The organism is Pyrococcus kukulkanii (assembly GCF_041647995.1).
Classification (GTDB): Archaea; Methanobacteriota_B; Thermococci; order Thermococcales; family Thermococcaceae; genus Pyrococcus.
This window is the reverse complement of record NZ_JARRIB010000003.1, coordinates 196,671-218,764: the sequence shown is the minus strand read 5'-3', so window position 1 is coordinate 218,764 and position 22,094 is coordinate 196,671. Positions and strand designations below refer to the sequence as shown.

Below are 22,094 nucleotides of genomic sequence, written 5' to 3'. Positions count from 1 at the left end.
TCGGCAATAATATATCATCATCCGCTTAGATAGTACCTAACGATTTTTCTTAATTCATCATTTCTCTCTATTTTCATCCTTAAGAATCTTCTTAACTGGGCATTTTCAGCCATTAGCCCCGTAAGCTCAATTGCAAGGAGCTTATTGTCCTCAGAGACACCATAAGCCTTGAACCTCAGCGGAGCGTACTCTTTTTCAAGCTTCCATACTTTTTTCTCAAGTTCTTGAACTTCCTTTTCTAGAACCCTTAGATTTCCTTTTGGCTTTCTAAAATCACCCACTAATGCTCGAACTATAACCTCCTCAACGGAAACATTAAATTTTCTACTAATTTCAATTATCCTGGAAGACAACCTCTCGTCGATTTCAAGAACTATCTTTCCAAATCCTTTATCAGGCTTAATAATTATCTTCATTGCTAGACATCCTAAAAATATATTTAAATAAAGGCAATCTTAGTTTCAACACCCGTAATTTGGCTTAGAATACTCTCTAGAATTTCAGCCTTCTCTGGAAGCTTGTTCCTATCTCTGCTGAAAACTAAAACCTTGTAATACTGCTCTCCTCCGGGTTTGTAAACTACATTCACGCCAAACACTCCTGCAGGGTACAGAAGATCCATTGCAAGCTTCTTGACGTCATCGGTTCCCTTTATGTCTCTTCCTTCAATTACCCTTACTCTCTTGCCCAGTTCCCTCATGAGGAACTTTATGTTCTTACCACCTTTTCCAATAACTATTGGCACATCTCCTTCCCCGACGATGAGAACTATTAGGTCCCCTGCCTCAACTGCCTTCTTGAACTCCACATCAGCATCTCCAAGCAACTTATAAAGCATGCGTGATATTTTAACGTCAAGCTCAGTTATAATGCCCTGTTCCAGCTTCTTTTCATCAGCGGGACAAAGAATACCCTCTGTTTTAAGACAAACCTCACAGATCGGCGCCTTCATTTTCTCACCTCCAGAATTCGGGATGAAAGCTAAGAGCTCTTACAGGAGATTATTTAAAAACCTTATCCCTATAAAAGACCTTATAAAGAAGAAGTTTACAAGTCCTAGGGGGTGATAATGTGAGGGTTCTCCTTATACACAGTGACTATATAGAGTACGAAGTTAAGGATAAAGCCCTGAAGAACCCTGAGCCCATTTCCGATGAAATGAAAAAGGGTCGAATGGATGAAGTTCTCGTTGCATTCATAAGCGTCGAGAAAGTGGATGAGAAAAATCCGAATGAAGTTGTGGAGAAAGCAGTTGAAGAAATTATAAACGTCGCAAAGCAGGTAAAGGCTGAGAACCTATTTGTTTATCCCTTCGCCCACCTGAGTAGCGAACTTGCCAAGCCCTCTGTGGCCCTTGAAGTTCTTAAGAAGATTGAGGAGAAGCTTAAAGAAAAGGGTTATAACGTTGGGAGGGCTCCATTTGGCTACTACAAGGCATTCAAGATAAGCTGTAAAGGTCACCCGCTAGCTGAGCTCAGCAGAACAATAGTTCCGGAGGCCGCAAAAGAGGAGGAAGTTCCGGAGGCCTTGAAAAAGGAAGAAACCGAGTTAGTAAGTTACTGGTACATCCTAACCCCGGAGGGCGAGCTCATTGAGGTCGATAAGTTCGACTTCACGGGCTATGAAAACCTGAGAAAGTTCGTAAACTACGAGATAGCAAAAAATAGAATTGCGGACAAGGAACCTCCACATGTTAAGTTAATGCTCGAGCACGAGCTCGTGGACTATGAGCCGGGAAGTGATCCTGGGAATTTGCGTTACTATCCAAAAGGTAGGCTAATTAAGTCATTACTTGAGCAGTACGTTACCGAGAAGGTGATAGAGTACGGGGCCATGGAAGTTGAGACACCGATTATGTATGACTTCGAGCATCCTGCGCTTGAGAAGTACCTCAACCGCTTCCCGGCAAGGCAGTACATAGTTCTCAGCGGAGATAAGAGGTATTTCCTTAGATTTGCAGCTTGCTTCGGCCAGTTCATGATAAAGAAGGATGCAATAATAAGCTACCGCAACCTCCCACTTAGGATGTACGAGCTTACTCGCTATTCATTCAGAAGGGAGAAGAGAGGTGAGCTCTCGGGCCTCAGAAGGCTTAGGGCATTTACAATGCCAGATATGCACACCTTGGCCAAGGACATAGAGCAGGCGAAGGATGAGTTCAAGAAGCAGTTCAAGCTCAGCATGGAGGTTCTCAAAGGAGTTGGTCTTAACCCCGAGGATTATGAGGTCGCGATAAGGTTCACCGAGGACTTCTGGAAGGAAAACAGGGACTTCATAATTGAGCTAGTCAGGCTCATTGGAAAGCCAGTCCTGATAGAGATGTGGAAGCAGAGGTTCTTCTACTTCATACTCAAGTTCGAGTTCAACTTCGTTGACAACCTAGATAAGGCCGCAGCCTTGAGCACCGTGCAGATTGACGTTGAGAACGCAGAAAGATTCGGAATCACCTACTACGACGAGAACGGTGAGGAGAGGTATCCACTAATTCTCCACTGCTCCCCAAGTGGTGCCATTGAAAGGGTCATGTACGCAATACTTGAGAAGCAGGCAAAGCTCATGCAGGAAGGGAAGAAGCCAATGTTCCCACTGTGGCTCAGCCCAATACAGGTTAGGGTAATTCCAGTAAGTCAGGAGTACCTTGACTATGCCCTGTACATTGCAGGCAAACTCGAAGGGGCAAAGATTAGGGTTGACGTTGACGATGAAGAGGAGAGACTCAGCAAGAAAATCAGAAGAGCAGAGAAGGAGTGGATTCCCTATATAGTCGTAGTTGGAGCAAAAGAGAAGGAGACTGGAACAATAACGGTCAGAAGAAGGGAAGATGGAAAGCAGTATGAGACTAGAATCGAAGAGCTGATCAGGGAGATAAAGTCAAAGGTGGAAGGATTCCCCTACAAGCCAAGGCCCTTACCCCTGCTCCTAAGCAGGAGACCAAAGTTCAGAGGGTGACCCTCCGATTTTATCATTTTCATCGTTGGAACAAGTGAGAGCCCAGCTAGAGCAACTCCTGCCGCGAAGTCCCCAGGGATACCGATTGCATTCGTTAAGTACCCACTCGCAAGGTTTCCAGCTATAGCACCCCCTGAAGAGACAAAGTTGTATGCCCCTACTATCCTTCCTCTGTTCTTTTCTGGGCTCCTGTTTGAGACTATTGTTGTTGATGAAACGCTGATCAGAGACCAGCTGTAACCAAGAAGCATGTACCCAAGGACTGCCATTCCGAGGAAAGCGTACCCAGTAAGTATCAGAGAGAGCATTAAAAGGAGAAGCCCTATCAACCTCACACCTTGTCCTAAGACGAAATTGTATGTTCCATCCTCTCTTAAGGATCTGCCAACCTTTAAATATGTCATTGCGGAAATTGTCGAACTTGCTAGGCCTAGAACATAGAGGAATTTTCCATCAAACCCTTTTTCCTTAGCTAACATTGGAAACTGGGTTAGGAGAAGCATTGAACCAGCCCAGAGTAGAGTTGAAGATAGGAATAGAGGCATGAGGTTACCTCTCAAAGTTGAGATCCTGGGAATGGAAATTCTGCGTGGGAGATAGAAGAAGGTTGAGGGAGATACCCTTCTTACATAAATTGGACATTCCTTAATGTTTCTGGTTGCAATTATTACTGACAGCATCCCTATCAGGCCCAGGATTACTGGAATTAACCTTAGTGGTATGGTCACTATAAGGGCGAGACCCAGCAATAATCCTGCAACCCAGGCCCACCCTCCTATTTCATTAAACTTTCCTGTTGCCTCTCCAATCTTAGGCCTATTGAACTCCCTTGAGATTAGGGAGACGGGAATAGGTATGGTTGCGGCAACGAAGAAGGTATAGAGAAATGTCAGCACTATCAGGGCCTTTATCGATGTCATGAAGGCAAGTACTATTCCCAATATGGAACTACCTATAAATCCCAGTATAAGGAATATCTTCCTCCTCCCCACTTTATCGCTTATTCTGCCCCAAAATACTCCTCCTATCATTGAAGCAAGGCTACCGGCACTTCCCAAATATCCGAGATCAACTGGAGTTCCCCCTTCCTGGATGGCCAAGATTGGGATGAGCTGTGACATGCCTCCTGTGAACACTTTGAACGGAATGAATGAGTAGAACCACTTACCATGCTTAACCTTTCTTGCGGCTTTTTCCCTTGATTTTAACACTATGATATTTCTACCCTTCCTACTTTTCATACCCTTCATCGAGGATAAGCGAGGGCCCTCATGAGTTTATAAAGAATTCGAAAGGGGTTTATATTTTGGAGCAATTTATAAGTCAGAAGAGCTTCTCTATCTTGATTCTCTCCTTAGTAAGCTCATCAGCCACGTGCAACTTAAAGGCCAATGGCCTAAATCCCTCATCTGGACTCCTCACCACATAAAGCCTCTCAAGGATCCCATCTGGCTCAAGCTTTGACTTGGTCACTATTACGTAGTCACTTATCCCAGAAACCCAAGCTATGAACTTCCTGGATAAGATGTCACTATTCATGAGGAACATGAAAATGGCATCAGGATGGTACTTCGACTTATGAGCTAGATCCGCATTTATTAACTTCAAGGTTTCCTCCTCACCAAACATAAAGGTTGCTCCTTCAAGGGCATAGATAGCTCTAACTAGGCCCCTCTTCTTGAATTTCGATTGAAGCCTTTCAAATATAGATAAAATCTTGGGGTTTATGGTGTCTACATCAACAACACCCTGAAGGTAATAAACATTGGGTATGTTAAAGTGAGCCTCGTATTTAGAGCCAAACACATCTATTATTGCCATGTTATCGTTTTTGAGCTCCTTCTCTATCTCTATCCCTACCGCCGAAGCTAGCTTGAAAAGGGTTTTGAGGGGCTGGTTATAGTTTGAGAGGATTACAAACTTACCCCGTTCAAGGAGTTCGGCTATTGTACCGAAAAACAACTGCCACCCTGATGAGTATGTGTCGTAAATTATTGACACAACTGCACCATCACTTGGAACAACTTTGAATGTCTCCATGGTCATCATCTAGTAACTATTCCCTTACACAAATTTTAAAAAATTTTCCGGATAGTGACCCCCTGTTTGTTGGAAAAATTTCAAAGCTAAAGGGAAGAGAACAACTTTTTCAAGTTCCTCTTAAAAGGTGGCCATACAACCCCCCTATCAGTGATTATCCCCGTGAGGTACTTATGGGGGGTGACATCAAATGCCGGATTGTAAACCGGAACATCTGGGGCTATCCTGCAACCTCCACATGTCAGCACTTCTTCCGGTGACCTCTCTTCAATTGGTATCTCCCTCCCGCTCTTCAGGCTCATATCAATGGTAGAGATCGGGGCAACTGTGAAAAAGGGAATGCCATGCTCTCTGGCAAGGACGGCGAGCATGTAGGTTCCTATTTTATTTGCGAAGTCTCCATTTGCAACTATTCTATCAGCTCCAACGATTATTGCATCGACAAGGCCCTGTTGCATTACAAATGCGGCTGCATTGTCGGCTATTAACTTCACACTTAAGCCATCATAGCTGTACTCCCATGCACTTAGCCTTGCACCTTGGAGGACTGGCCTAGTTTCATCGAGCCACAGCAGCTTTAGCGTTCCGTCCTTGTGCATAACCCTGACCACAGCCCCTACCGTTCCTAAGTGGACAGTTGCCAAGCTTCCGGCATTGCAGTGGGTTAATATGTTACCTTCAGGGAGGACTTCAGCCCCATAGTGGCCCATCCTTAAGTTGGCCTCAACGTCCTCATCCGCTATTTTCTGGGCTTCCTGGACTATCAGCCTTTTTATTTCGTCGAGGGAATCCTCCCTGTGCTCCTCAACGATATTTTTAATCCTGTTTAAGGCCCAGAAGAGGTTCACAGCTGTGGGCCTCGTATTCTTAAGCGTTTCATAAGCCCTGTAGAATCCTTCAAGGAACTCCTCTTTTGTTTTTGCCTTAGAGGTTTCCGCGTACAGGGCTAATCCGAAAGCTGCCGCCGCACCTATCGCTGGGGCTCCCCTGACGGTCATGTTCTTTATGGCCTCAGCAACGCTTTCAACTGTCCTAAACTCTTCAACTTTGAATTCCCTGGGAAGTAACCTCTGGTTTATCATGTAAACTTTACCGTTCTTGTACTCGACGCTCCTAGGGAGCTTCGTTAGATCCTCGGGTCTGTACCTAACCTCCATACTCTCACCAGAGTGACCTTAGAGAAATCGTTTAAAGTAGTTTTCCAAACGTTTTTCATGATATACGATCTTGACCTGATGGAGAAATTCTTTAAGGAAGTCTTGGTGGAGCCAAGAGAGGGGGAAGTATACACGTTGTTCCTGATGACCAGAAGGAAGTGGTTTTCAAAGCTGAGCTCAAACTATGAATTGCTCAACTATAAAATCCTGGCTGAGTTTAATTTTAAGAGGTTTTATAGGGCTGTTTTAAGGTTGATCCCACAGGAATGCGCGTACGTTGATGTCAGAACTGAGGAATGCATTCCGGTAAGTGCGATGGCCCTGTACGTTGATGTGATTCCCAGGGACATCAAGAAGGGTGTAGTTAAGACGCTGCAAGATTTCATTAATTTACTCGCATTTCAAGAGAACGTTGGGAGGTTGAAGAAGTTTAATAGAATATTCCTCTCGAACCTTCAAAAGTCCCCTGGGAGGAAGCCCTACTTTATAATCGATGTTGATTCAAAAGATGCACAGTTAATTAACTACGTAATTAAACAATTGAACAATTATTCAATTCCTGTTAAGTGGATAAGTGAAACCAGGGGAGGATTTCATGTCATAGTGAAAAGGGATGGCGAGTGGATGAAAACGTTCTATAAGGAAGTTTTGCCAAAATTAAATCACGAAAATGTGGAAGTCAAGCTCGAGAAGTCAATCCTAACTCCAATCCCAGGAACCTTGCAGGCAGGATTTCCTGTTAAAGGTGGCCCTTATGCTATTTAGGGGGAAGTACCTAGTAAAGGTGTTAGAGATAGATGAGCCGTGCAAGGAGTTAATTAGAGGATCTTATGTTATTTTGGGGAACTCAGAGTACGAAGTTGAACTTAAGATTGAGCCTTTCATGGAGTTTAGAAGGGAATTTTGCCTCGTTAAGTGTGAGGGTAGGATAATACTTTCAGAGGACTGCAAGTACGTTGGAGAAGTATATTGGGTTAAGGATGCAAAGGGATTATGGAAGCTAATTCGGGGCAAAAAGAGCGAAGAAGCTTTTCATTTAATTTTAACCTTAACAGTGGCCTTTCTCCTATATTTTCTTTTGGGTTTCATAAAGAACTCATCATTCTGGACCGCTACTGCCGTTCTCCTCTTGATATTCCTTGTTATGATGGATCTTTCTAAGTTAATTCAATACCTCCTACTTGGATACGTCAAAGCCTCTTAAACTTTCTAGCAGAGTGTTACCTGGTGATCAAATGGTTAGGATAATGCCGATTGACAGTTAAGGGACGATGACATTCGGGAGATACTATGTACAGGGAAATAGCACTTATTGGAACCTTGCCAAAACCTGAAAGAGATGCCAATGAAGTTATGAGATACCTACTTGAGCACGCCTATGAAGTGCCGTTCCCTCATACTGCATCGTTGTAGTGTGGGGTCATCACGGCGATTCTAAGCATTCACGGCAGAAACTCAACCCCCGTTACCGGTCACAGCACTACCGTTGACGGAAACCCGAGCTCACCAATGCAATGACACACAATGAGACTAATAAAGGCTTCTGCCGTTGCTCACAGGTGCATAAAGAGGGAGCACGAGAGGGTGTTAGGTTGAATTTTTTGTTTACTTTTAGTATATCAACGAAATTTCAGTTTCATTAATTTAAAAATATTTTTAGGAATCTTAGGACAATTCAAAATTTTTAACATATCTTGGAGTCTTAGATCTGAAATTTCCCCTAAGTGTTATCTTATGTTCAGAAAATTATATATACCAAAAGTACATCAAAAATGAGAACGAGAATAGGGTGATGCGATATGAAGAGGTTCCTAACCTTGGCCCTGCTGGGGGTTATCTTGATGGGTGTTCTTGGTAGTGGGTGCATTGGAGGTACTACCCAAACTCAAACTCCAGTAACTAAGACAGTTACTGAAAAAGAAACTGTAACTAAAACTGAAACACAGCAACAAATAGTTCTAAAAGTCATAGGACCATGGTCAGGAGCTGAGCTTGATGCATTCATGGAGGTAATAAAAGCCTTTGAAAGGGAGCATCCAAATATAAAGGTCGAGTATAAGACATATAGGGCTGAAGATTTAGCAACAATTCTACCACTACAGTTTGAGTCAGGAGACACTCCCGCAGATGTAATAGCAATGTGGGGATGGTTCATTGCAGAGATGGGCAAGAAAGGTCACCTTTTGGATCTTAGTTCAGTAATAAATCCAGATGAGTACATCCCTGGAATTCTCGATCCAGTAACAGTAGATGGTAAGATCTATGGAGCTCCTTTCACGGCTGCAGCTAAGCCTGGCTTTTGGTATAGGAAATCCTTCTTCAAGGAGCACGGTCTAGAGCCCCCAAAAACTTGGGATGAATTTGTTGAATTATTGGCGAAGATACAGAAAATACCAGGGATTAAAGCTCCAATTGTAAGTGGAGATAGTGTTGGATGGCCCCTTTCTGACGTTGTAGAACACTTCATTTTAACATTTGGGGGCAGGGATCTCCAGCTCAAGCTTATCAAAGGAGAAGTTAGATGGGAGGATCCCCAGGTCAGAAATATCTTTGAGAAAAGGTTAGTTCCACTATTGAAAGCTGGGTACTTTAGTGAACCAATAGAATGGACGTCTGCGATTGATCTTTGGTGGAAGGGAGATTATGCGTTGTACTTTATGGGAACATGGATTACGGGAATGGTTGAAGATCCAAATGATCTTGGTCTCATATCTCTTCCTGGGGTTAAGGCAATGGTCATAGCTCCCGATTATTTCATGGTTCCTAAGTACACTAAGCATCCCAAAGAGGCCTTAGAATTAGCTAAATTCTTGGCAACAAAGGGCCAAAGAATTCACGTCGGAACTAAGTCTGGTAAGTTAGCAACATGGAGGAATGTCTCAATAGAGGATTATTGGGAACCTATGAAAGAAGTAGCAAAAATAGTGTCAGAGGTAGAGTCCGCACCAGACCTTGATGACAGTGTTGGAGGAGAGTGGCAGAAAGTATTCTGGGATCAGTTAAAGCTCCTATGGGTTCAGCCAGATAGATTGGATGAAGTGTTGAAGACATTGGATGAGAAATTCCCTAAAAAGTAATGGGGGATAAGTAATGCCTAGGCATAATTTAACTCCTTTATTTTTTCTTTTGCCCGCTATATTGTTTCTGATTCCCTTTGTTATATATCCTGTATTTAAAACGATTTACTTAAGTTTCTTCTTAGATGGAAAGTTTGTAGGATTAGAAAACTACAAAGAAGTGCTATTAAGCAAAGATATAGTAAACCTTGATAGGTTTCCAAAAGATTCCCCTCCATGGGGAGCATTAATTCACAATGCAATTTGGATAGCTATTCATTTGCCAACCACGGTTTTCTTAGGTCTTGGTTTAGCAACATTATTAAGAAAAAAGGAAGTTTTCGGGAGTTCAATTATAAAGTCAATAATTTTCCTTGGCATGGTGATCCCCATGGTAGTTGGAGGACTTATTATTAGATTCCTCTTCGAAAGGGGAGCGGGGATTATACCTACAATATTTGGGAAATTGGGAATTAAAAGTTTAGAGATAACTTGGACAGCTTATCCCCAAACTGCACTCTTTGCAGTTATTTTGGGCTCTATCTGGATTTGGACAGGTTTTAGCATGCTCATGTATTCTGCTGGGCTAGCTTCGATTCCCAGAGACTACTATGAGGCGGCCTTAATAGATGGAGCAACAAAATTCCAAATATTCAGATATGTTACTTGGCCACTACTAAAACCAATAACAGTCGTCGTAGTTGCGATGACTCTGTTGTGGGACTTGAAAATATTTGACATTGTGTATGTAGCCACAGGAGGAGGACCAGGAGGAGCTTCGATGGTATTAGCACTTCAGATGTGGGATTATTTTGCTAGGGCCCTAAATTACAATTATGCTGCAGTAGTAGCGGTTTTGCTAACCCTGTTGACTATAATTCCAGCAACATGGCTCATTAAGAGGAGGGGGAGCTTATGAAAGTTCCTCCAAAATATAAAATTAAATCTTACTTACTATCAAATTTAATAGCTTGGACAGTAGCTGTGATCTGGTTACTCCCGTTTATAGGAGTTTTTATGGCATCAATTAGGCCCTATAAAGAAATCGTATCTGGCTGGTGGCACATTCATCCTTTGACAATAACACTAGAAAATTACATGAAAGCTTTCTACCATCCAATGTTTCCAATAAGCACTGGCTTAAAGAATTCCCTGATTGTAGCAATTCCTTCTACAGTAATCCCCATCTTTACAGCATCTTTAGCAGCCTACGCCTTTAGCAGATATAGTTTTCCAATAAAGAATTATCTATTTGCATTTATAGTTTTCTTAATGGCCCTTCCGCAACAGATGACTGTAGTTCCCTTATATTTCCTTTTAAGAGACCTTAAATTACTAAATACCTTTACGGGCCTAATCTTAGTTCACTCTGCCTGGGGTTTGGCCTGGATAATATTCTTTATGAGAAATTACTTTTCGATGTTACCTAAGGACGTTGAAGAAGCTGCAAAGATAGATGGAGCAACTGACTTTCAAGTGTTCTATAAAATAGTTCTCCCAATTGCAGTCCCAGGAATAGTCTCAGCTGCAATACTTCAGTTTACCTGGGTCTGGAGCGACTTCTTCTTAGCTCTGGTATTCCTCCAAGATCCAAATAAATACGTAGCAACCCAGAGATTGCCTCTCCTAAGAGGTCAGTACTTTGTTGACTGGGGGATTCTTACTGCTGCTTCAATTATAGTAATGGCCGTTCCATTAGTAGTTTATGCAATCTTCCAGAAGTATTACATTGCTGGTATGGTTGGATGGTCCACAGAGAAATAGAGAGGGGATGTTAAAAATGTATGAAGTGAAAAGATTTTATGGAGAGGGCAAGAAAATTGAAGACTACAAAGAAATTGTTGGTGAAGAAAACATCCTGAAAATCAGGGCGTTAGGGGAAGAACTCTTAGAGAAAAGTATAGCACATGTAAACTCGACATCCTTTGGTGGAGGGGTTGCAGAAATACTCCACAATTTAGTTCCCTTAATGAGAAGCCTTGGCCTAGACACTAGATGGTTCGTGATAGAGGGGAATGATACCTTTTTTAGTGTAACAAAAAGCATGCATAATGCTCTCCAAGGAAATAAGAATATTAAATTAACAAAAGAGATGATAGACCTTTACCTCAGAACTAATAAGTACAATGCTGAAAGTCTTGATATTAGCGAATATGACTATGTAATAGTTCATGACCCTCAACCTGCGGCTCTAATAGATTTCTATAGAAGAAGAAAGACGTGGATTTGGAGATGTCATATAGACTTGAGTGATCCCAATACAGAGTACTGGAGTTTCTTGAGTAGGTTCGTTAAGAAGTATGATTATTACATATTCCATATGAGAGAGTATGTCCAGAATGACTTAGAAAGAGACAGAGTGGTAATAATGCCTCCTTCGATTGATCCTCTTAGTGAGAAAAACATTGAACTAAGCGATACAGAAATACTTAAAATCCTAAACAAGTTTGATGTTGATCCTGATAGACCAATACTTACCCAAGTTTCAAGATTTGATCCATGGAAAGGAATATTTGATGTGATTGATGTATATAGGGAAGTAAAGAAAAAGTTCCCAGATGTTCAGTTACTTTTAGTTAGTGTCATGGCTCATGATGATCCAGAAGGATGGATTTACTATGAGAGGGTACTCAGAAAAATCGGGGAAGATTATAATGTAAAGGTACTTACTAATCTAATAGGAGTTCATGCAAGGGAAGTTAATGCTTTTCAAAGGGCTAGTGATGTCATACTCCAGCTTTCGACTAGAGAAGGATTCGGGCTAAGTGTCACCGAGGCCATGTGGAAAAGAAAACCAGTTATTGGGAGAGGAGTGGGAGGAATAAAATTACAAATAATCGATGGAGAGACAGGTTTTCTTGTAAATAATGTAAAAGAAGCTGCTGAAAAAGTAATTTACCTCTTAAAACACCCAGAAATTGCAAAAAGGATGGGGATTAAGGCTAAAGAACGAGTAAAAGAACACTTTATAATAACAAAGCACTTAGAGAAGTATCTTAAACTATTTAAGGAGGTGAAGAGATGGGACTAGACATCCCCCCCAAGATATTATATGCCCTAAGTGAAATGGGTTTCACTAAGTATGAAATCCTTACGTATTGGACTTTACTCGTCAATGGGCCAAGTACCGCTAAGGAGATCTCAACTCTTAGTGGTATACCTTACAATAGAGTGTACGACACTATATCTTCCTTAAAATTAAGGGGATTCGTAAGTGAGATAGATGGAAATCCCAAAGTTTATGCCGCTTATTCTCCTAGAATAGCGTTCTTCAGATTCAAAAAGGAGTTAGAAAAGGTAATGGAAGAGTTAGAAGGAGCTATTAAAGACATTAGAAAAGAGAACCAAAGACCAGCAATATGGAGGAGTAAAGACTTAGAGGAAGGTCTTGAAATGGTTAGAGAAACCTTAAGATCAGCTAAAAATGAAGTAATAATAGTAACCCCAAGTGAGTTTTTAAAACATATAATTGATGATATAATAGATGTGCTAAAGAGAGGCACTACAGTTTCTTTGTATATCGATAAACTCCCACAAGATCTCAAAGTTGAGAAAGTGGGAAACTTATTTATAAGAAGATTTTCAAAGCTTAATCACCTAATAGGGATGGCAGATGGTAAAGAAGTTGTTGCTATTCAAAATGTCTCGTTCAGACCAAAAAAGCCACCTAGTTTTAAGGCTACTTATCCGGAAATAATATTTTCCCAGTATTCTCTGATAATAGAGATATTCAAAGAGTCCGAATTAACGATGGAAAACATAGCGAATCCTCATGAGGTAAAATTCTTCGCGATGTTCCATGCTGCAGATTTTGTAAGGAGGCATCTAAAAACGTACAACATATTTGCTAGAGTCATAGGTAGATCAATAAAAACAAGAGAAAACAAAGAGATTTTGGGAAGAGTCGTCGGTTATACGCTATCCTTTGATTCAGCTGTAAACAATATTCACATTGAAACAGAAGAAGGAGTTGTGAAAATTGGAGGCATGTTTGCAGTTATTGAGGATTATGAGAGCACTGATATAAGATTGACATTAACGGAGGGGGCTTAGTTGGCTGAAGTCAAGTTAGTTAATGTTTGGAAGATCTTCGGGGGGTTTGCTGCGGTTAAGGATTTAACCCTAGAGGTTAGGGATGGTGAGTTCCTAGTACTTTTAGGCCCGTCGGGTTGTGGTAAGACTACGACTTTGAGGATGATTGCTGGGCTTGAAGAGCCCTCAAAAGGCAGGATTATAATTGGAGATAAAGTCGTGGCTGACGCTGAAAAGGGCGTATTCATCCCCCCTAAAGAAAGGGACGTAGCCATGGTCTTTCAATCCTATGCATTATACCCCCACATGACCGTTTATGACAACATAGCATTCCCCCTCAAGCTCAGGAAACTGCCCAAGCAAGAAATTGACAGGAGGGTTAAAGAAGTTGCTGAAATGCTGGGGCTTACTGAACTACTGAAGAGAAAACCAAGGGAATTATCAGGCGGGCAGAGGCAGAGGGTAGCCTTGGGGAGGGCAATAGTCAGGAAACCAAAAGTCTTCCTAATGGACGAACCCTTAAGCAACCTTGACGCAAAATTAAGAGTAAAAATGAGGGCTGAATTAAAGAAACTACAAAGACAACTAGGAGTCACGACAATCTACGTGACCCACGACCAGGTTGAGGCAATGACCATGGGAGATAGAATTGCAGTAATGAACAAGGGCGTTCTCCAACAAGTTGGGACCCCAGAAGAAGTCTACGAAAAACCAAAAAACACATTCGTAGCCGGATTCATAGGAACACCACCAATGAACTTCACAGAAGGAACTGTGAGAGAAGACGGTTTCATAGACTTCGGAAAATTCAAGCTCAAGCTACTTCCGGATCAACTTGAGGTACTCCAAGAAGCCAACATGATAGGAAAAGACGTGATATTTGGAATAAGAGCAGAGGACATCTATGATGCAATGTTTGCTCAAATAAAAATCCCTGGTGAAAACATGGCAAGAGCCAAGGTGGACATAGTGGAAAACCTCGGAGGGGAGAAGGTAGTCCACCTAAGAATAGGAGAAATAACATTCCAGGCAAAGTTTACAGGTGAATCAAAAGTGAAAGAAGGCCAAGAAATTGACGTAGTTTTCGATATGAAGAGAGCTCATATCTTCAAGAAAGAAAACGGAGAAGCGGTGTTCTAATAAGCCCCAAGCTTCTCAGGAAGCCAAGGACTCTCAGCACCGTTGAGGCTCTCTTAATTTCTTCTCCCCCAAATCAATCCCCTTAACTTTATAGTCCCTACTTGGGGAGGTTTCATTCCAAGCTATGGACTCTAACGCTAATGACCTCACTCTTCTCCTTCCATATTCTGTTGGTGGATAACCTTTAGCACGTTAAAGAGTAGAGAAACTTAGCCTTTATGCCTTCTGAAGTTTTGCACCCTCTATAGCTGTTTTTACCTTCCCGCCAAGCTCTGTCAGCTTAACCCCAGAGCATATTCAAGAAAGCCCTTACCTTTACCCAATGGGTCAGTGCATGTCTTTTCCCAAGCTTTCAATAAACTCCCTTACAATTATCAAGAGATTGTAGCAAATCTTACTTTTTAAGAACTTTATAGTTAATAAATTTTTAAGAAATAAATTCAAGCAAGAAGGGAGTCAAGTAATTCCTTGGCTTTCCTTATACCATCCTTGAGCTTGCTAACTTCCTCCTCAAGGGACTTAACTTTGTTCTCGTACTCCCTAAGCTTTGCTTCAAGCTCCTCAATTCTGGCGTTCTTCTCCTTAAGCTTCTCTTCGCACTCCTTTACCTTCTCCTCGTACTCCCTAATCTTAGTCTCAACTTCTTCAACTGCCTTTGCCTTCTCCTCAAGTTCCTTGAGTTTCGCTTCAAGTTCTTCAGCCCTCTTGGCCTTTGCCTCGTACTCCATCAGCTTAACCTTGTACTCCTTAAGCTCCTTCTCCAGCTCCTTCTTCTCCCCTTCAAGCTTCTCAAGCTTTGACTTGAGCTCCTCTATCTCCTTCTTAGCTTTTTCTAAGCTTTCAAGCTCCGCAGCCTCAAGCTTTGCCTTTATCTCCTCAAACTCCTGCTTGAGCTCCTCGTACTCCTGCAGTAACTTCTCGTACTCTTCCTTAGCCACTACCTCCTTAAGTCCACCCTTCTCTATCATCTCTATCGTCTTTATTAGCTCGTCAAGCTTACCCTGCTTAATTAGCTCGTAAGTTTCTCTAACAAGCTGTCCAGCCTTGCTTTCACCCTTGAGGTGCTTCCTTATCGTTGCCTCAGTCCTTCCAAGCTCCCTTGCAATTTCACTTACGGTCATTCCAGCCTTCTCCCTGGCGATTGCTCCAGCTGCTACTGCTAAGCTGTCAACCCAGGTTAACCTCTCTGCGGGATCCTTAATTAATTCTATAACCTCCGGCCTGAAGAGTGTTGCAAATAGTAGTAAGCTCTCGAGCTGGTGAATCTCGCTTCTCGTTATCGGATTAAGTGGAACTTCCACCCTCATCCTCACCACCTTCTCAAATCTCTAGGACCCTCCCCCTCTTGAGCACCTTATCCGGATACACAATTATCCCCTTGTCCGTTATATCAAAGGGATGTCTCCTCATTGAGTGGCTCGTTCCACGCATCTTCCAGACTATCAATGACCTCTTCAACTCTCCATCAATCTCATCTAGGTCGAGTCTAATTATTCCATCGACACCGTGCTCAACTCCAGGCCCACCGAATCCCCTTTCTCCAACGCTTATCTGGCTGACGAATATTGAAGTACATCCAGTTCCTGCAAGAACTCTCTTAAGCTGTAGTATTATGCTCCTAGCCATGGCAGGCTTGTTTATGTACAGGGTAGTTACCGAGTCAACGACAACCCTCTTGGCGTTGATGTCCCTTATTGCTTGCCTAAGCACTTCGATAAACTCCCTTATATCTGTGAGATCATGGACTATGTACTTTTCATACTCCTTGCTCTTCCCAATTCCTGCGGTAAAAGCGTCAACCATCGCAAACAATCCTTCCTCCTCGTACTTCCTCACGTCCCAGCCAAACTGAGCCATGTTCTGTCTAACCTGAACAGGGTGTTCTTCGAGGGCAACATAAATGCCAGGCTCACCCATCTGAAGCCCGTTCCATAGGAACTGCTGGCTGAAGATTGTCTTACCAGTCCCAGGACCTCCGCTGAGCAGGACAACGTTTCTCTCAGGGATGCCGCCGTGGAGTATCTCATCCATCCCAGGAATCCCAGTCTTAACTCTCCTCGTCATGACTCTCACCCCCAAGAATTTTATTCACTTCAGGATACTATAAGCTAAGAGGTATTTAAAAGTTACGCCAAGAAGAGGTATTTGGAGAAGGAAACAAAAAATAAAGGTTAAAGCTTCTGCCCGTTCCTTCTATCGAGCTTTTCCTCCCATGTTAGTATTGTGTGGGTGAAAGTTTGATCATCCTCCTCGATCCCTCTCTTTATCTCCGAGACGTGAGCGTACTGGGCCTTGAACTGCTCCAGAATATAGTCAACGGCCTTCTCTGGGTCAGCCTTCTCACCACAAGTGTAAACGTCTAGGGCTGCGTAACCCTTCTCCGGCCACGTGTGAACTGAGATGTGACTTTCGGCAACGATAACGACACCACTAACCCCTGTCGGTGAGAACTTGAAAAAATAACTCGCCTTAACCTCCATGTTACCTCTCTTTGCTGCCTCAAGGAAAATCTCTCTAATCTTGTCAGGATCAGCAATGATCTTAGGATCGCAACCTGCAGCCTCAACAACGTAGTGGTGCCCAATTGTATCCATATCTCTCACCTCCCTCAAGTTCTGTTACACTGTGAGGGTGGAACGGAGATACTTTTAAAGTTTTTTGGTCTAACGGAAAGAAATTAACGGGATTTCATTTATTTATACCGAAAGGATCTGGCCGTTTTTGATATAACCGAGCCTTTGCTTGTTGTTTTTGGAAAATACTGAAAGTTGATGAACGTTTTTAAATTAGCTTGAAATTTTCCGGTAGTTTTTGATTATTTTTGATAAAACTCCTCCAGTTTTGTAAATAAGCCCACTGAATGTAAGCGAGCCATATTGAGAAAATGGAATAGAAACTTATAACATATAAGGCATGTGGAAATAATGTTATTGAAGAACAGAGATAAAGTTGGAGTTTCCTCTAATACCTTCTGTTTTTTGTCTATCATCAATTCGTTCGAGTAAGGTTGAATTCAAGTAACTGCAACTCCCCTCCTAGAATCCTCCAAACTCCTTTCCATCTCCAACATGGAAGGTTTAGATGGAAATTACGTTGATTTCGGAATAAGAACCCCCATTAGAGAGCAATTTCTAAAATCGAATACGTAAAGCCCTTTTTGTAATCAAGTAAGGAATAAAAATATAAAGTCCAAAACGTCATCGCTTCCAAAGAATAAATCCTACAATCAAGGCCAGCAGGATTGTCCCCAACGCGAAGATCGTTCTTGTCGAAGTGCCTTCCTCCCTCGTTGTAACATCTTTAACCCCTGTTCCTACCTCCTGAGTTGTAAAGCTTATCTCAATTTCTCCCGCTGGGAGCGTTATTTTGTTACCTTCAACTTCAAGGGGAACATCGCTTACATCCACCAAGCTTGCTCCTTCAGGCAAGATAACGCTCACTGGATACTCTGAATTTAACGAGAGAGTCCAGACAAGGCCCTCCTGCCTGATTAAATCGGAGGTTGTGTAGACTATCTTCACTATCTGGGCGTCTTGAGTGTTTATTATGATCTCATTTCCGTTTATGGAGTATTCTAAAGGATTACCGTTTTCATCTATAACAAAGATGTCCTCATAGTGATCCCCGAGCAGGGAGGCTGTAACTTGCGTTGCATAATCATCAACGGGCACTTCGATTTCCACAGTTGCGTATCCGTCAAAGTATGGAGTTATGTTTATGCTCTGTGCACTTACAAAGGGAACGAAAAGCAAAAGAACAAGCAAAGCTTTTTTCATTATCTTCACCTCCATAAAAATTGAAATCAGAGGTGCTTTAAGATAAACTTGTCCACCCTGTGGAGCATCTCTAAGGCAATTGCAAAGTGAGTCTTAGCCTCAACTGGCTTTTTGTGCTTTACGAGTATCATTCCAACTCTTACCTCTTGGACTGCTATTTTGAGCTGGAGTTCTGCTTTTCTTGTATCAATGCCTCTTCTTTTAAGCTCCCTCAGTGCCTTAGTGTCTTTCTGAATCCTGCCATTAATCTCCTTGAGGAATGCTCTTAGGTCTTTCATTCTTTCTTGAACTTCTCTCTCGTGGAACTTTCTCTGAAGGAAGGCCATTGCTCTGTGGAACTCCTTTATGGCGTCTGTGTTGTCCCTCATAACTTGAAGGGCTTCATTGTATTTTTCTTCATCTGCAAGAGCCTTTACCTCATTGTAAACCTCCTTGAAGGCCTCAAGTCTCTCCTGAAGCTCATCTGTCTCATAGCCTTTTTCTTCCGCCATCTCGATGACTTTCTCCGCCATTTGTATTGCTTTTTCGCCTTTTTCAAGGAATTTATTCACTATCTTATCGGCGTTTGCCTCTATAATGTCTTCTCTTATTCTTTTCAGCTCCTCGTCTAAAGCTGCTTTTTTCTCTCTGGCGACTTTGAGGTCTTCTTTGGCCTTCTCAAAATCTTTGGCTTTTATGTCTTCCAGCACAGTCTTGTAGGCATCCTTGGTCTCTTGTAAGAGCATTGTTGCATTTCCCACATCAATCCCTTGTCTCTGGGCAATTTCTATTGTCTTTTCAACCATTCTAAAGTAGCCTTTCATTCTCTTTATCTCTTCTAGTAACCTTTCCTTAAGCTCCTCCTTCCCTCTCTCGAAGCTCTTTAGCACTTCTCTATAATGGTACATTGCCGTTAATCCATTGATTATGGTGTTGTAATAGTCGCCGCTTTCATAAGCATCAAGGGCAACTTCTTTATACTGCTCCGCTAACTGATAGTGCATTATAATGCTTGAGTTCTCAGGAAGATTTACATTATTAATTAGCCTTGTTGTTATATTGCTCAATCTTTCAAGGGCTGCAACAATATGTCCAGCTATCTTTTCTTCCTGCGTTATGTTTTGGATCTCTAGGGGTTCTGTTTCATTTTCTATAGTGGCATTTTCGTCTGCTAGGGCCAAATCTGCTGGGATTATGCTCCCCACTAAGAGGGCTATTAACAACCAGATCTTCAACCCTTTCATGGCCATCACCATTCTTAACTTGGCATTCCACATATTTTAGGGACTCTGTGAAAAGAACGTTCCAAAACGTTCCAAAATTAAATTTGGGACTAAAAATAGTTGAAATCTTAAATTAGGCGAGGGAGAATTGAGTATATGTCTTCTTGAACGGTCAGAAATGTCGGTTAAAACTTTCTCAAGAATAACCTCCATAAGAACCTCCTATTCCTCTCCAGCTTGTCCTCATCAAATTTGCTTTACCTAAAGATTTCGAGGGGACAGTTCAAAAGCTCAAAAATTAGCATCCAAAGTCATATATACCAAGCTTAAAGAAGTGCTCGGAGTATCAATTAACTTTAGAGAGAAGAGATATCTTTATTAGTCCCTCATGACTCAGAGTAAAAAGTTTAAAGGCACCTTCACTTTCAATTTAGCCCTCTTATTCTATCTCGCCATTAAGTAATTCCTTTTATACATCTAAATCTAAGAAAATGATAAAAGCTTAAAAATCCTGCAAAGGCCAAGGGTTACAACATGAGCGTTCAAGGATTCCTGATCCTAATAGCACTTGCTATAATAAGCTATAAGGCTAAAGCCCTCGACCTATGGGGAACTTTCACTGCTTTCATCCTTGGATATTTCATCCTTTCCCTTGGAGGTTGGTTACCTTTTCTGGCTCTTCTCCTCTTTCTGATATCTGGAACACTTGCAACAAAATTCAAAATCAAAGAGAAGAAAAAGCTCGGCCTTGTGGATGAAAAATGCAGAAGTATAAGAAACGTCCTGGGAAATGGTCTTGCTCCCCTACTGTTCTTGGCTTATGAGAAGTTCATTGGAGACGATTATGGTTGGGCAGCGGTTTTTGCTTCAATTGCTACTGCCAATGCCGATACTTTAGCTAGTGAGATAGGAAAAGTCCTTGGAAAGCATCCCAGGATTATACTTGGATTCAAAAAAGCTAAGCCAGGAGAGGAAGGAGCTGTAAGCGTTCAAGGAGAAATGGCTGCACTATTTGGAGCAGCAATGATAGCTTTTGTTAGCACCTTTATCACGAATTTAAAGCTTGAAATGTTCCTCTCAATTCTTATTGGAGGTTTTATAGGGGCAAACGTCGATAGTCTAATAGGAGCCACTCTAGAGAAGAAAGGAATAACGAATAACGACAGCACAAACTTTTTATCAACGTTAATCGGAGGATTTATCGGATTATCACTGTTCCTCCTGTTTACGTGATGAGATGGCGGATTGCTGAAGGGTGATGAGGACCTTAGGAACTGATTACAGCTCTACAATCGTAAAGTCTTTCGCCACCTCTCCCCTAACTCCAGCCTCTCTAACCTTCTTCTCGAGAACCTCATGGGGGTAGTTGCTGTGACTTATATGGGCAAACACCGTATACTCGGCATTGACCTTCTTCGCCAACTCTATTGAGTCCTTAACACCAAGGTGAACCCCAGGAACTGATTCCTTTTTCGTCATTTCAGAAATCAAAAGATCAACTCCCATCAAGAGCTCTAAAACCCTCTCATCGTTAAGGATCTCAGGGCCAGTATCTCCCGTTACGCCTATCCTAACCCCATTTATCTCTATTAGAAATCCCCCGGCAACTTCTATGGAGTGCCTCACTGGAAAGTGAACTACCTTTGCCCTTCCAATCCTATACTCCTTCCAGAACTCTAGGACTTCATACTCCCATCTGTACCCGCGAGGCATGATGTCGCCAAAGGCCAGCCTAGAAAGGTCCTGGGCAGTTCTAATGCCGAGCTCGTTAGAATGAAAGCTCACCTCCTTGAACACCTGAAGGTCTGGAACTCCAAACACGTGGTCAAAGTGCGCATGGGTTATGAGGACGTGCTTAACCCTTTTGTTAGTCCTCTCCAAGTGGTAGTGCAGATCAGGGCTTGGATCAATTAATATCCCTTCAATGTAAATGGAGAACCTCGTCCTCCTGTACATGGGATTAAGTCTTGCCCTCACGCAGTTCTCACAGGTGCACAGGGGCTTTGGGGTTCCACTGTACGATCCAGATCCTAGGATTATGACCTTCATTCTCCCACCCCAAAAGTTCTTAACCCAACCTTCCGCTTAAGCTTCAGGGTGAGAGTATGGAGGAATACTTCATCTGCCCAGAGTGCGGGAGTGAGGATGTAGAGGTAATCAAGGAGAGAGGGAGAGAGATCACCCTAAAGTGCAACGAGTGCGGTCACGTTTGGATAATCACTCTCCCCAAGCTCAAAAAGGTTCCGGTCATAGTCAGCAAGCACGAGAGGAGCTTTAGAGAGTTCGCAGAGCTACCAGAAGACGAAACGGTAAAGGTGGGAGATGTGATTGAGCTTGAGAACGACGAAGTGAGGGTATTGAGCATAGAGCTCCCAGGAGGAAAAAGAGTTAGGAGGGCAAAAGTGCAGGAGATCCAGACGATATGGGGCGAGAGCTTAACGTACCCAAAGGTCTTCGGCGTGTCGATATACCTTCCAGGGGGAATAACACAGTCTTTCAAGGTCGTAGTCGACAGGGATGAAGAATTCGTCGTTGGGGAGGTTATCGAGGTTGGAGGCTACACATTCAAAGTTGAGATGATAAAGACCGAGAGAAAGCTGATGAGGAGTGGAAAGGCCAAGGCAGACAAGATAGTCAGGCTAATGGGACATGCGATAAGGGGAAGAGCAAGGAGGAAGCTTAAAGTCTATGAGGGTTACGAATCACTACAGGAGGAAGGTTAATAACGCTAAAGAGCGAAGT

Annotated in this window: 23 protein-coding genes; 12 read left to right on the top strand and 11 right to left on the bottom strand. The window is 42.4% G+C overall.

The window, feature by feature from the left end; genetic code table 11:
• Positions 1–17: 17 nt before the first annotated feature.
• Both P8X24_RS07460 and P8X24_RS07455 read right to left on the bottom strand, forming a co-directional pair.
• Entirely contained in the window at positions 18–416 is a 399-nt protein-coding gene (locus tag P8X24_RS07460) for a hypothetical protein (RefSeq protein ID WP_372914996.1), read from the bottom strand.
• A gap of 23 nt (positions 417–439) precedes the next feature.
• Positions 440–952 (bottom strand): KH domain-containing protein, encoded by a 513-nt coding sequence (locus P8X24_RS07455; protein ID WP_372914994.1) that lies wholly within the window; start codon positions 950–952, stop codon positions 440–442.
• A 119-nt stretch (positions 953–1,071) separates the two neighbouring features.
• Here P8X24_RS07455 and P8X24_RS07450 point away from each other — a divergent pair, with 119 nt between their 5' ends.
• Entirely contained in the window at positions 1,072–2,949 is a 1,878-nt protein-coding gene (locus P8X24_RS07450) for a threonine--tRNA ligase (RefSeq protein ID WP_372914992.1), read from the top strand.
• On the opposite strand, the gene P8X24_RS07445 is transcribed toward P8X24_RS07450, so the two are convergent.
• From P8X24_RS07445 to mtnA, 3 genes are all read right to left on the bottom strand, one after another.
• Complete coding sequence (locus tag P8X24_RS07445; RefSeq protein WP_372914990.1) at positions 2,892–4,199, bottom strand: MFS transporter; 1,308 nt, start codon at positions 4,197–4,199, stop codon at positions 2,892–2,894. The two genes, P8X24_RS07450 and P8X24_RS07445, sit on opposite strands and share 58 nt — an antisense overlap.
• 73 nt (positions 4,200–4,272) lie before the next feature.
• Entirely contained in the window at positions 4,273–4,998 is a 726-nt protein-coding gene (locus P8X24_RS07440) for a hypothetical protein (protein WP_372914988.1), read from the bottom strand.
• Between the two features lie 77 nt (positions 4,999–5,075).
• Positions 5,076–6,146: an S-methyl-5-thioribose-1-phosphate isomerase gene (mtnA, locus tag P8X24_RS07435; protein ID WP_372914986.1), complete on the bottom strand. Its 1,071-nt coding sequence runs from the start codon at positions 6,144–6,146 to the stop codon at positions 5,076–5,078.
• Between the two features lie 57 nt (positions 6,147–6,203).
• Between mtnA and P8X24_RS07430 the strand changes: the two genes are divergently transcribed.
• From P8X24_RS07430 to P8X24_RS07390, 9 genes are all read left to right on the top strand, one after another.
• Complete coding sequence (locus P8X24_RS07430; protein WP_372914984.1) at positions 6,204–6,911, top strand: hypothetical protein; 708 nt, start codon at positions 6,204–6,206, stop codon at positions 6,909–6,911.
• Positions 6,901–7,350, top strand: a complete 450-nt coding sequence (locus tag P8X24_RS07425) for a hypothetical protein (protein WP_372914983.1) — start codon at positions 6,901–6,903, stop codon at positions 7,348–7,350. Before P8X24_RS07430 ends, P8X24_RS07425 begins: the two co-directional genes overlap by 11 nt.
• Before the next feature lie 86 nt (positions 7,351–7,436).
• Positions 7,437–7,559, top strand: a complete 123-nt coding sequence (locus P8X24_RS07420; protein WP_372914981.1) for a CoA-binding protein — start codon at positions 7,437–7,439, stop codon at positions 7,557–7,559.
• Between the two features lie 386 nt (positions 7,560–7,945).
• Positions 7,946–9,223, top strand: coding sequence for an ABC transporter substrate-binding protein (locus P8X24_RS07415; protein ID WP_372914979.1), 1,278 nt, complete (start codon positions 7,946–7,948; stop codon positions 9,221–9,223).
• A gap of 13 nt (positions 9,224–9,236) precedes the next feature.
• Positions 9,237–10,121 (top strand): carbohydrate ABC transporter permease, encoded by an 885-nt coding sequence (locus tag P8X24_RS07410; protein ID WP_372914977.1) that lies wholly within the window; start codon positions 9,237–9,239, stop codon positions 10,119–10,121.
• Positions 10,118–10,966, top strand: coding sequence for a carbohydrate ABC transporter permease (locus P8X24_RS07405; protein ID WP_372914975.1), 849 nt, complete (start codon positions 10,118–10,120; stop codon positions 10,964–10,966). The genes P8X24_RS07410 and P8X24_RS07405 overlap by 4 nt, the downstream gene beginning before the upstream one ends.
• Before the next feature lie 16 nt (positions 10,967–10,982).
• A complete protein-coding gene (treT, locus tag P8X24_RS07400; protein ID WP_372914973.1) occupies positions 10,983–12,233 on the top strand; it encodes a trehalose synthase in 1,251 nt (416 codons plus the stop codon).
• Entirely contained in the window at positions 12,224–13,255 is a 1,032-nt protein-coding gene (gene trmB, locus P8X24_RS07395) for an HTH-type sugar-sensing transcriptional regulator TrmB (protein ID WP_372914971.1), read from the top strand. The genes treT and trmB overlap by 10 nt, the downstream gene beginning before the upstream one ends.
• The gene (locus P8X24_RS07390; protein WP_372914969.1) at positions 13,256–14,374 is read left to right on the top strand and encodes an ABC transporter ATP-binding protein; all 1,119 of its coding nucleotides are present in this window, start codon (positions 13,256–13,258) and stop codon (positions 14,372–14,374) included.
• Positions 14,375–14,814: 440 nt separating this feature from the next.
• Here the strand turns inward: P8X24_RS07390 and P8X24_RS07385 are convergent, their stop codons facing one another.
• From P8X24_RS07385 to P8X24_RS07365, 5 genes are all read right to left on the bottom strand, one after another.
• Positions 14,815–15,681: a transcriptional regulator gene (locus P8X24_RS07385; RefSeq protein WP_372914967.1), complete on the bottom strand. Its 867-nt coding sequence runs from the start codon at positions 15,679–15,681 to the stop codon at positions 14,815–14,817.
• Positions 15,682–15,694: 13 nt separating this feature from the next.
• Entirely contained in the window at positions 15,695–16,438 is a 744-nt protein-coding gene (locus P8X24_RS07380) for a KaiC domain-containing protein (RefSeq protein WP_372914965.1), read from the bottom strand.
• 107 nt (positions 16,439–16,545) lie between these two features.
• A complete protein-coding gene (gene speD, locus P8X24_RS07375) occupies positions 16,546–16,968 on the bottom strand; it encodes an adenosylmethionine decarboxylase (RefSeq protein WP_068319844.1) in 423 nt (140 codons plus the stop codon).
• A 603-nt stretch (positions 16,969–17,571) separates the two neighbouring features.
• Entirely contained in the window at positions 17,572–18,150 is a 579-nt protein-coding gene (locus P8X24_RS07370; protein ID WP_372914963.1) for a hypothetical protein, read from the bottom strand.
• A gap of 26 nt (positions 18,151–18,176) precedes the next feature.
• On the bottom strand, positions 18,177–19,373 hold the full coding sequence (locus P8X24_RS07365) for a hypothetical protein (protein WP_372914961.1): 1,197 nt from the start codon (positions 19,371–19,373) through the stop codon (positions 18,177–18,179).
• A 513-nt stretch (positions 19,374–19,886) separates the two neighbouring features.
• Between P8X24_RS07365 and P8X24_RS07360 the strand changes: the two genes are divergently transcribed.
• The gene (locus P8X24_RS07360) at positions 19,887–20,585 is read left to right on the top strand and encodes a DUF92 domain-containing protein (protein ID WP_372914959.1); all 699 of its coding nucleotides are present in this window, start codon (positions 19,887–19,889) and stop codon (positions 20,583–20,585) included.
• A gap of 45 nt (positions 20,586–20,630) precedes the next feature.
• On the opposite strand, the gene P8X24_RS07355 is transcribed toward P8X24_RS07360, so the two are convergent.
• The gene (locus P8X24_RS07355; protein WP_372914957.1) at positions 20,631–21,401 is read right to left on the bottom strand and encodes an MBL fold metallo-hydrolase; all 771 of its coding nucleotides are present in this window, start codon (positions 21,399–21,401) and stop codon (positions 20,631–20,633) included.
• A gap of 56 nt (positions 21,402–21,457) precedes the next feature.
• On the opposite strand from P8X24_RS07355, the gene P8X24_RS07350 reads away from it, so the two are divergent.
• Positions 21,458–22,075, top strand: coding sequence for an HVO_0476 family zinc finger protein (locus P8X24_RS07350; RefSeq protein ID WP_372914955.1), 618 nt, complete (start codon positions 21,458–21,460; stop codon positions 22,073–22,075).
• Positions 22,076–22,094: the final 19 nt, after the last annotated feature.

Bases quoted from the DNA above. Each gene is read 5' to 3' on its own strand.
- P8X24_RS07460 (WP_372914996.1), bottom strand. From the start codon at position 416: ATGAAGATAATTATTAAGCCTGATAAAGGATTTGGAAAGATAGTTCTT.
- P8X24_RS07455 (WP_372914994.1), bottom strand. From the start codon at position 952: ATGAAGGCGCCGATCTGTGAGGTTTGTCTTAAAACAGAGGGTATTCTT.
- P8X24_RS07445 (WP_372914990.1), bottom strand. From the start codon at position 4,199: ATGAAGGGTATGAAAAGTAGGAAGGGTAGAAATATCATAGTGTTAAAA.
- P8X24_RS07440 (WP_372914988.1), bottom strand. From the start codon at position 4,998: ATGATGACCATGGAGACATTCAAAGTTGTTCCAAGTGATGGTGCAGTT.
- mtnA (WP_372914986.1), bottom strand. From the start codon at position 6,146: ATGGAGGTTAGGTACAGACCCGAGGATCTAACGAAGCTCCCTAGGAGC.
- P8X24_RS07430 (WP_372914984.1), top strand. From the start codon at position 6,204: ATGATATACGATCTTGACCTGATGGAGAAATTCTTTAAGGAAGTCTTG.
- P8X24_RS07425 (WP_372914983.1), top strand. From the start codon at position 6,901: ATGCTATTTAGGGGGAAGTACCTAGTAAAGGTGTTAGAGATAGATGAG.
- P8X24_RS07420 (WP_372914981.1), top strand. From the start codon at position 7,437: ATGTACAGGGAAATAGCACTTATTGGAACCTTGCCAAAACCTGAAAGA.
- P8X24_RS07415 (WP_372914979.1), top strand. From the start codon at position 7,946: ATGAAGAGGTTCCTAACCTTGGCCCTGCTGGGGGTTATCTTGATGGGT.
- P8X24_RS07410 (WP_372914977.1), top strand. From the start codon at position 9,237: ATGCCTAGGCATAATTTAACTCCTTTATTTTTTCTTTTGCCCGCTATA.
- P8X24_RS07405 (WP_372914975.1), top strand. From the start codon at position 10,118: ATGAAAGTTCCTCCAAAATATAAAATTAAATCTTACTTACTATCAAAT.
- treT (WP_372914973.1), top strand. From the start codon at position 10,983: ATGTATGAAGTGAAAAGATTTTATGGAGAGGGCAAGAAAATTGAAGAC.
- trmB (WP_372914971.1), top strand. From the start codon at position 12,224: ATGGGACTAGACATCCCCCCCAAGATATTATATGCCCTAAGTGAAATG.
- P8X24_RS07385 (WP_372914967.1), bottom strand. From the start codon at position 15,681: ATGAGGGTGGAAGTTCCACTTAATCCGATAACGAGAAGCGAGATTCAC.
- P8X24_RS07380 (WP_372914965.1), bottom strand. From the start codon at position 16,438: ATGACGAGGAGAGTTAAGACTGGGATTCCTGGGATGGATGAGATACTC.
- speD (WP_068319844.1), bottom strand. From the start codon at position 16,968: ATGGATACAATTGGGCACCACTACGTTGTTGAGGCTGCAGGTTGCGAT.
- P8X24_RS07370 (WP_372914963.1), bottom strand. From the start codon at position 18,150: ATGAAAAAAGCTTTGCTTGTTCTTTTGCTTTTCGTTCCCTTTGTAAGT.
- P8X24_RS07365 (WP_372914961.1), bottom strand. From the start codon at position 19,373: ATGAAAGGGTTGAAGATCTGGTTGTTAATAGCCCTCTTAGTGGGGAGC.
- P8X24_RS07360 (WP_372914959.1), top strand. From the start codon at position 19,887: ATGAGCGTTCAAGGATTCCTGATCCTAATAGCACTTGCTATAATAAGC.
- P8X24_RS07355 (WP_372914957.1), bottom strand. From the start codon at position 21,401: ATGAAGGTCATAATCCTAGGATCTGGATCGTACAGTGGAACCCCAAAG.
- P8X24_RS07350 (WP_372914955.1), top strand. From the start codon at position 21,458: ATGGAGGAATACTTCATCTGCCCAGAGTGCGGGAGTGAGGATGTAGAG.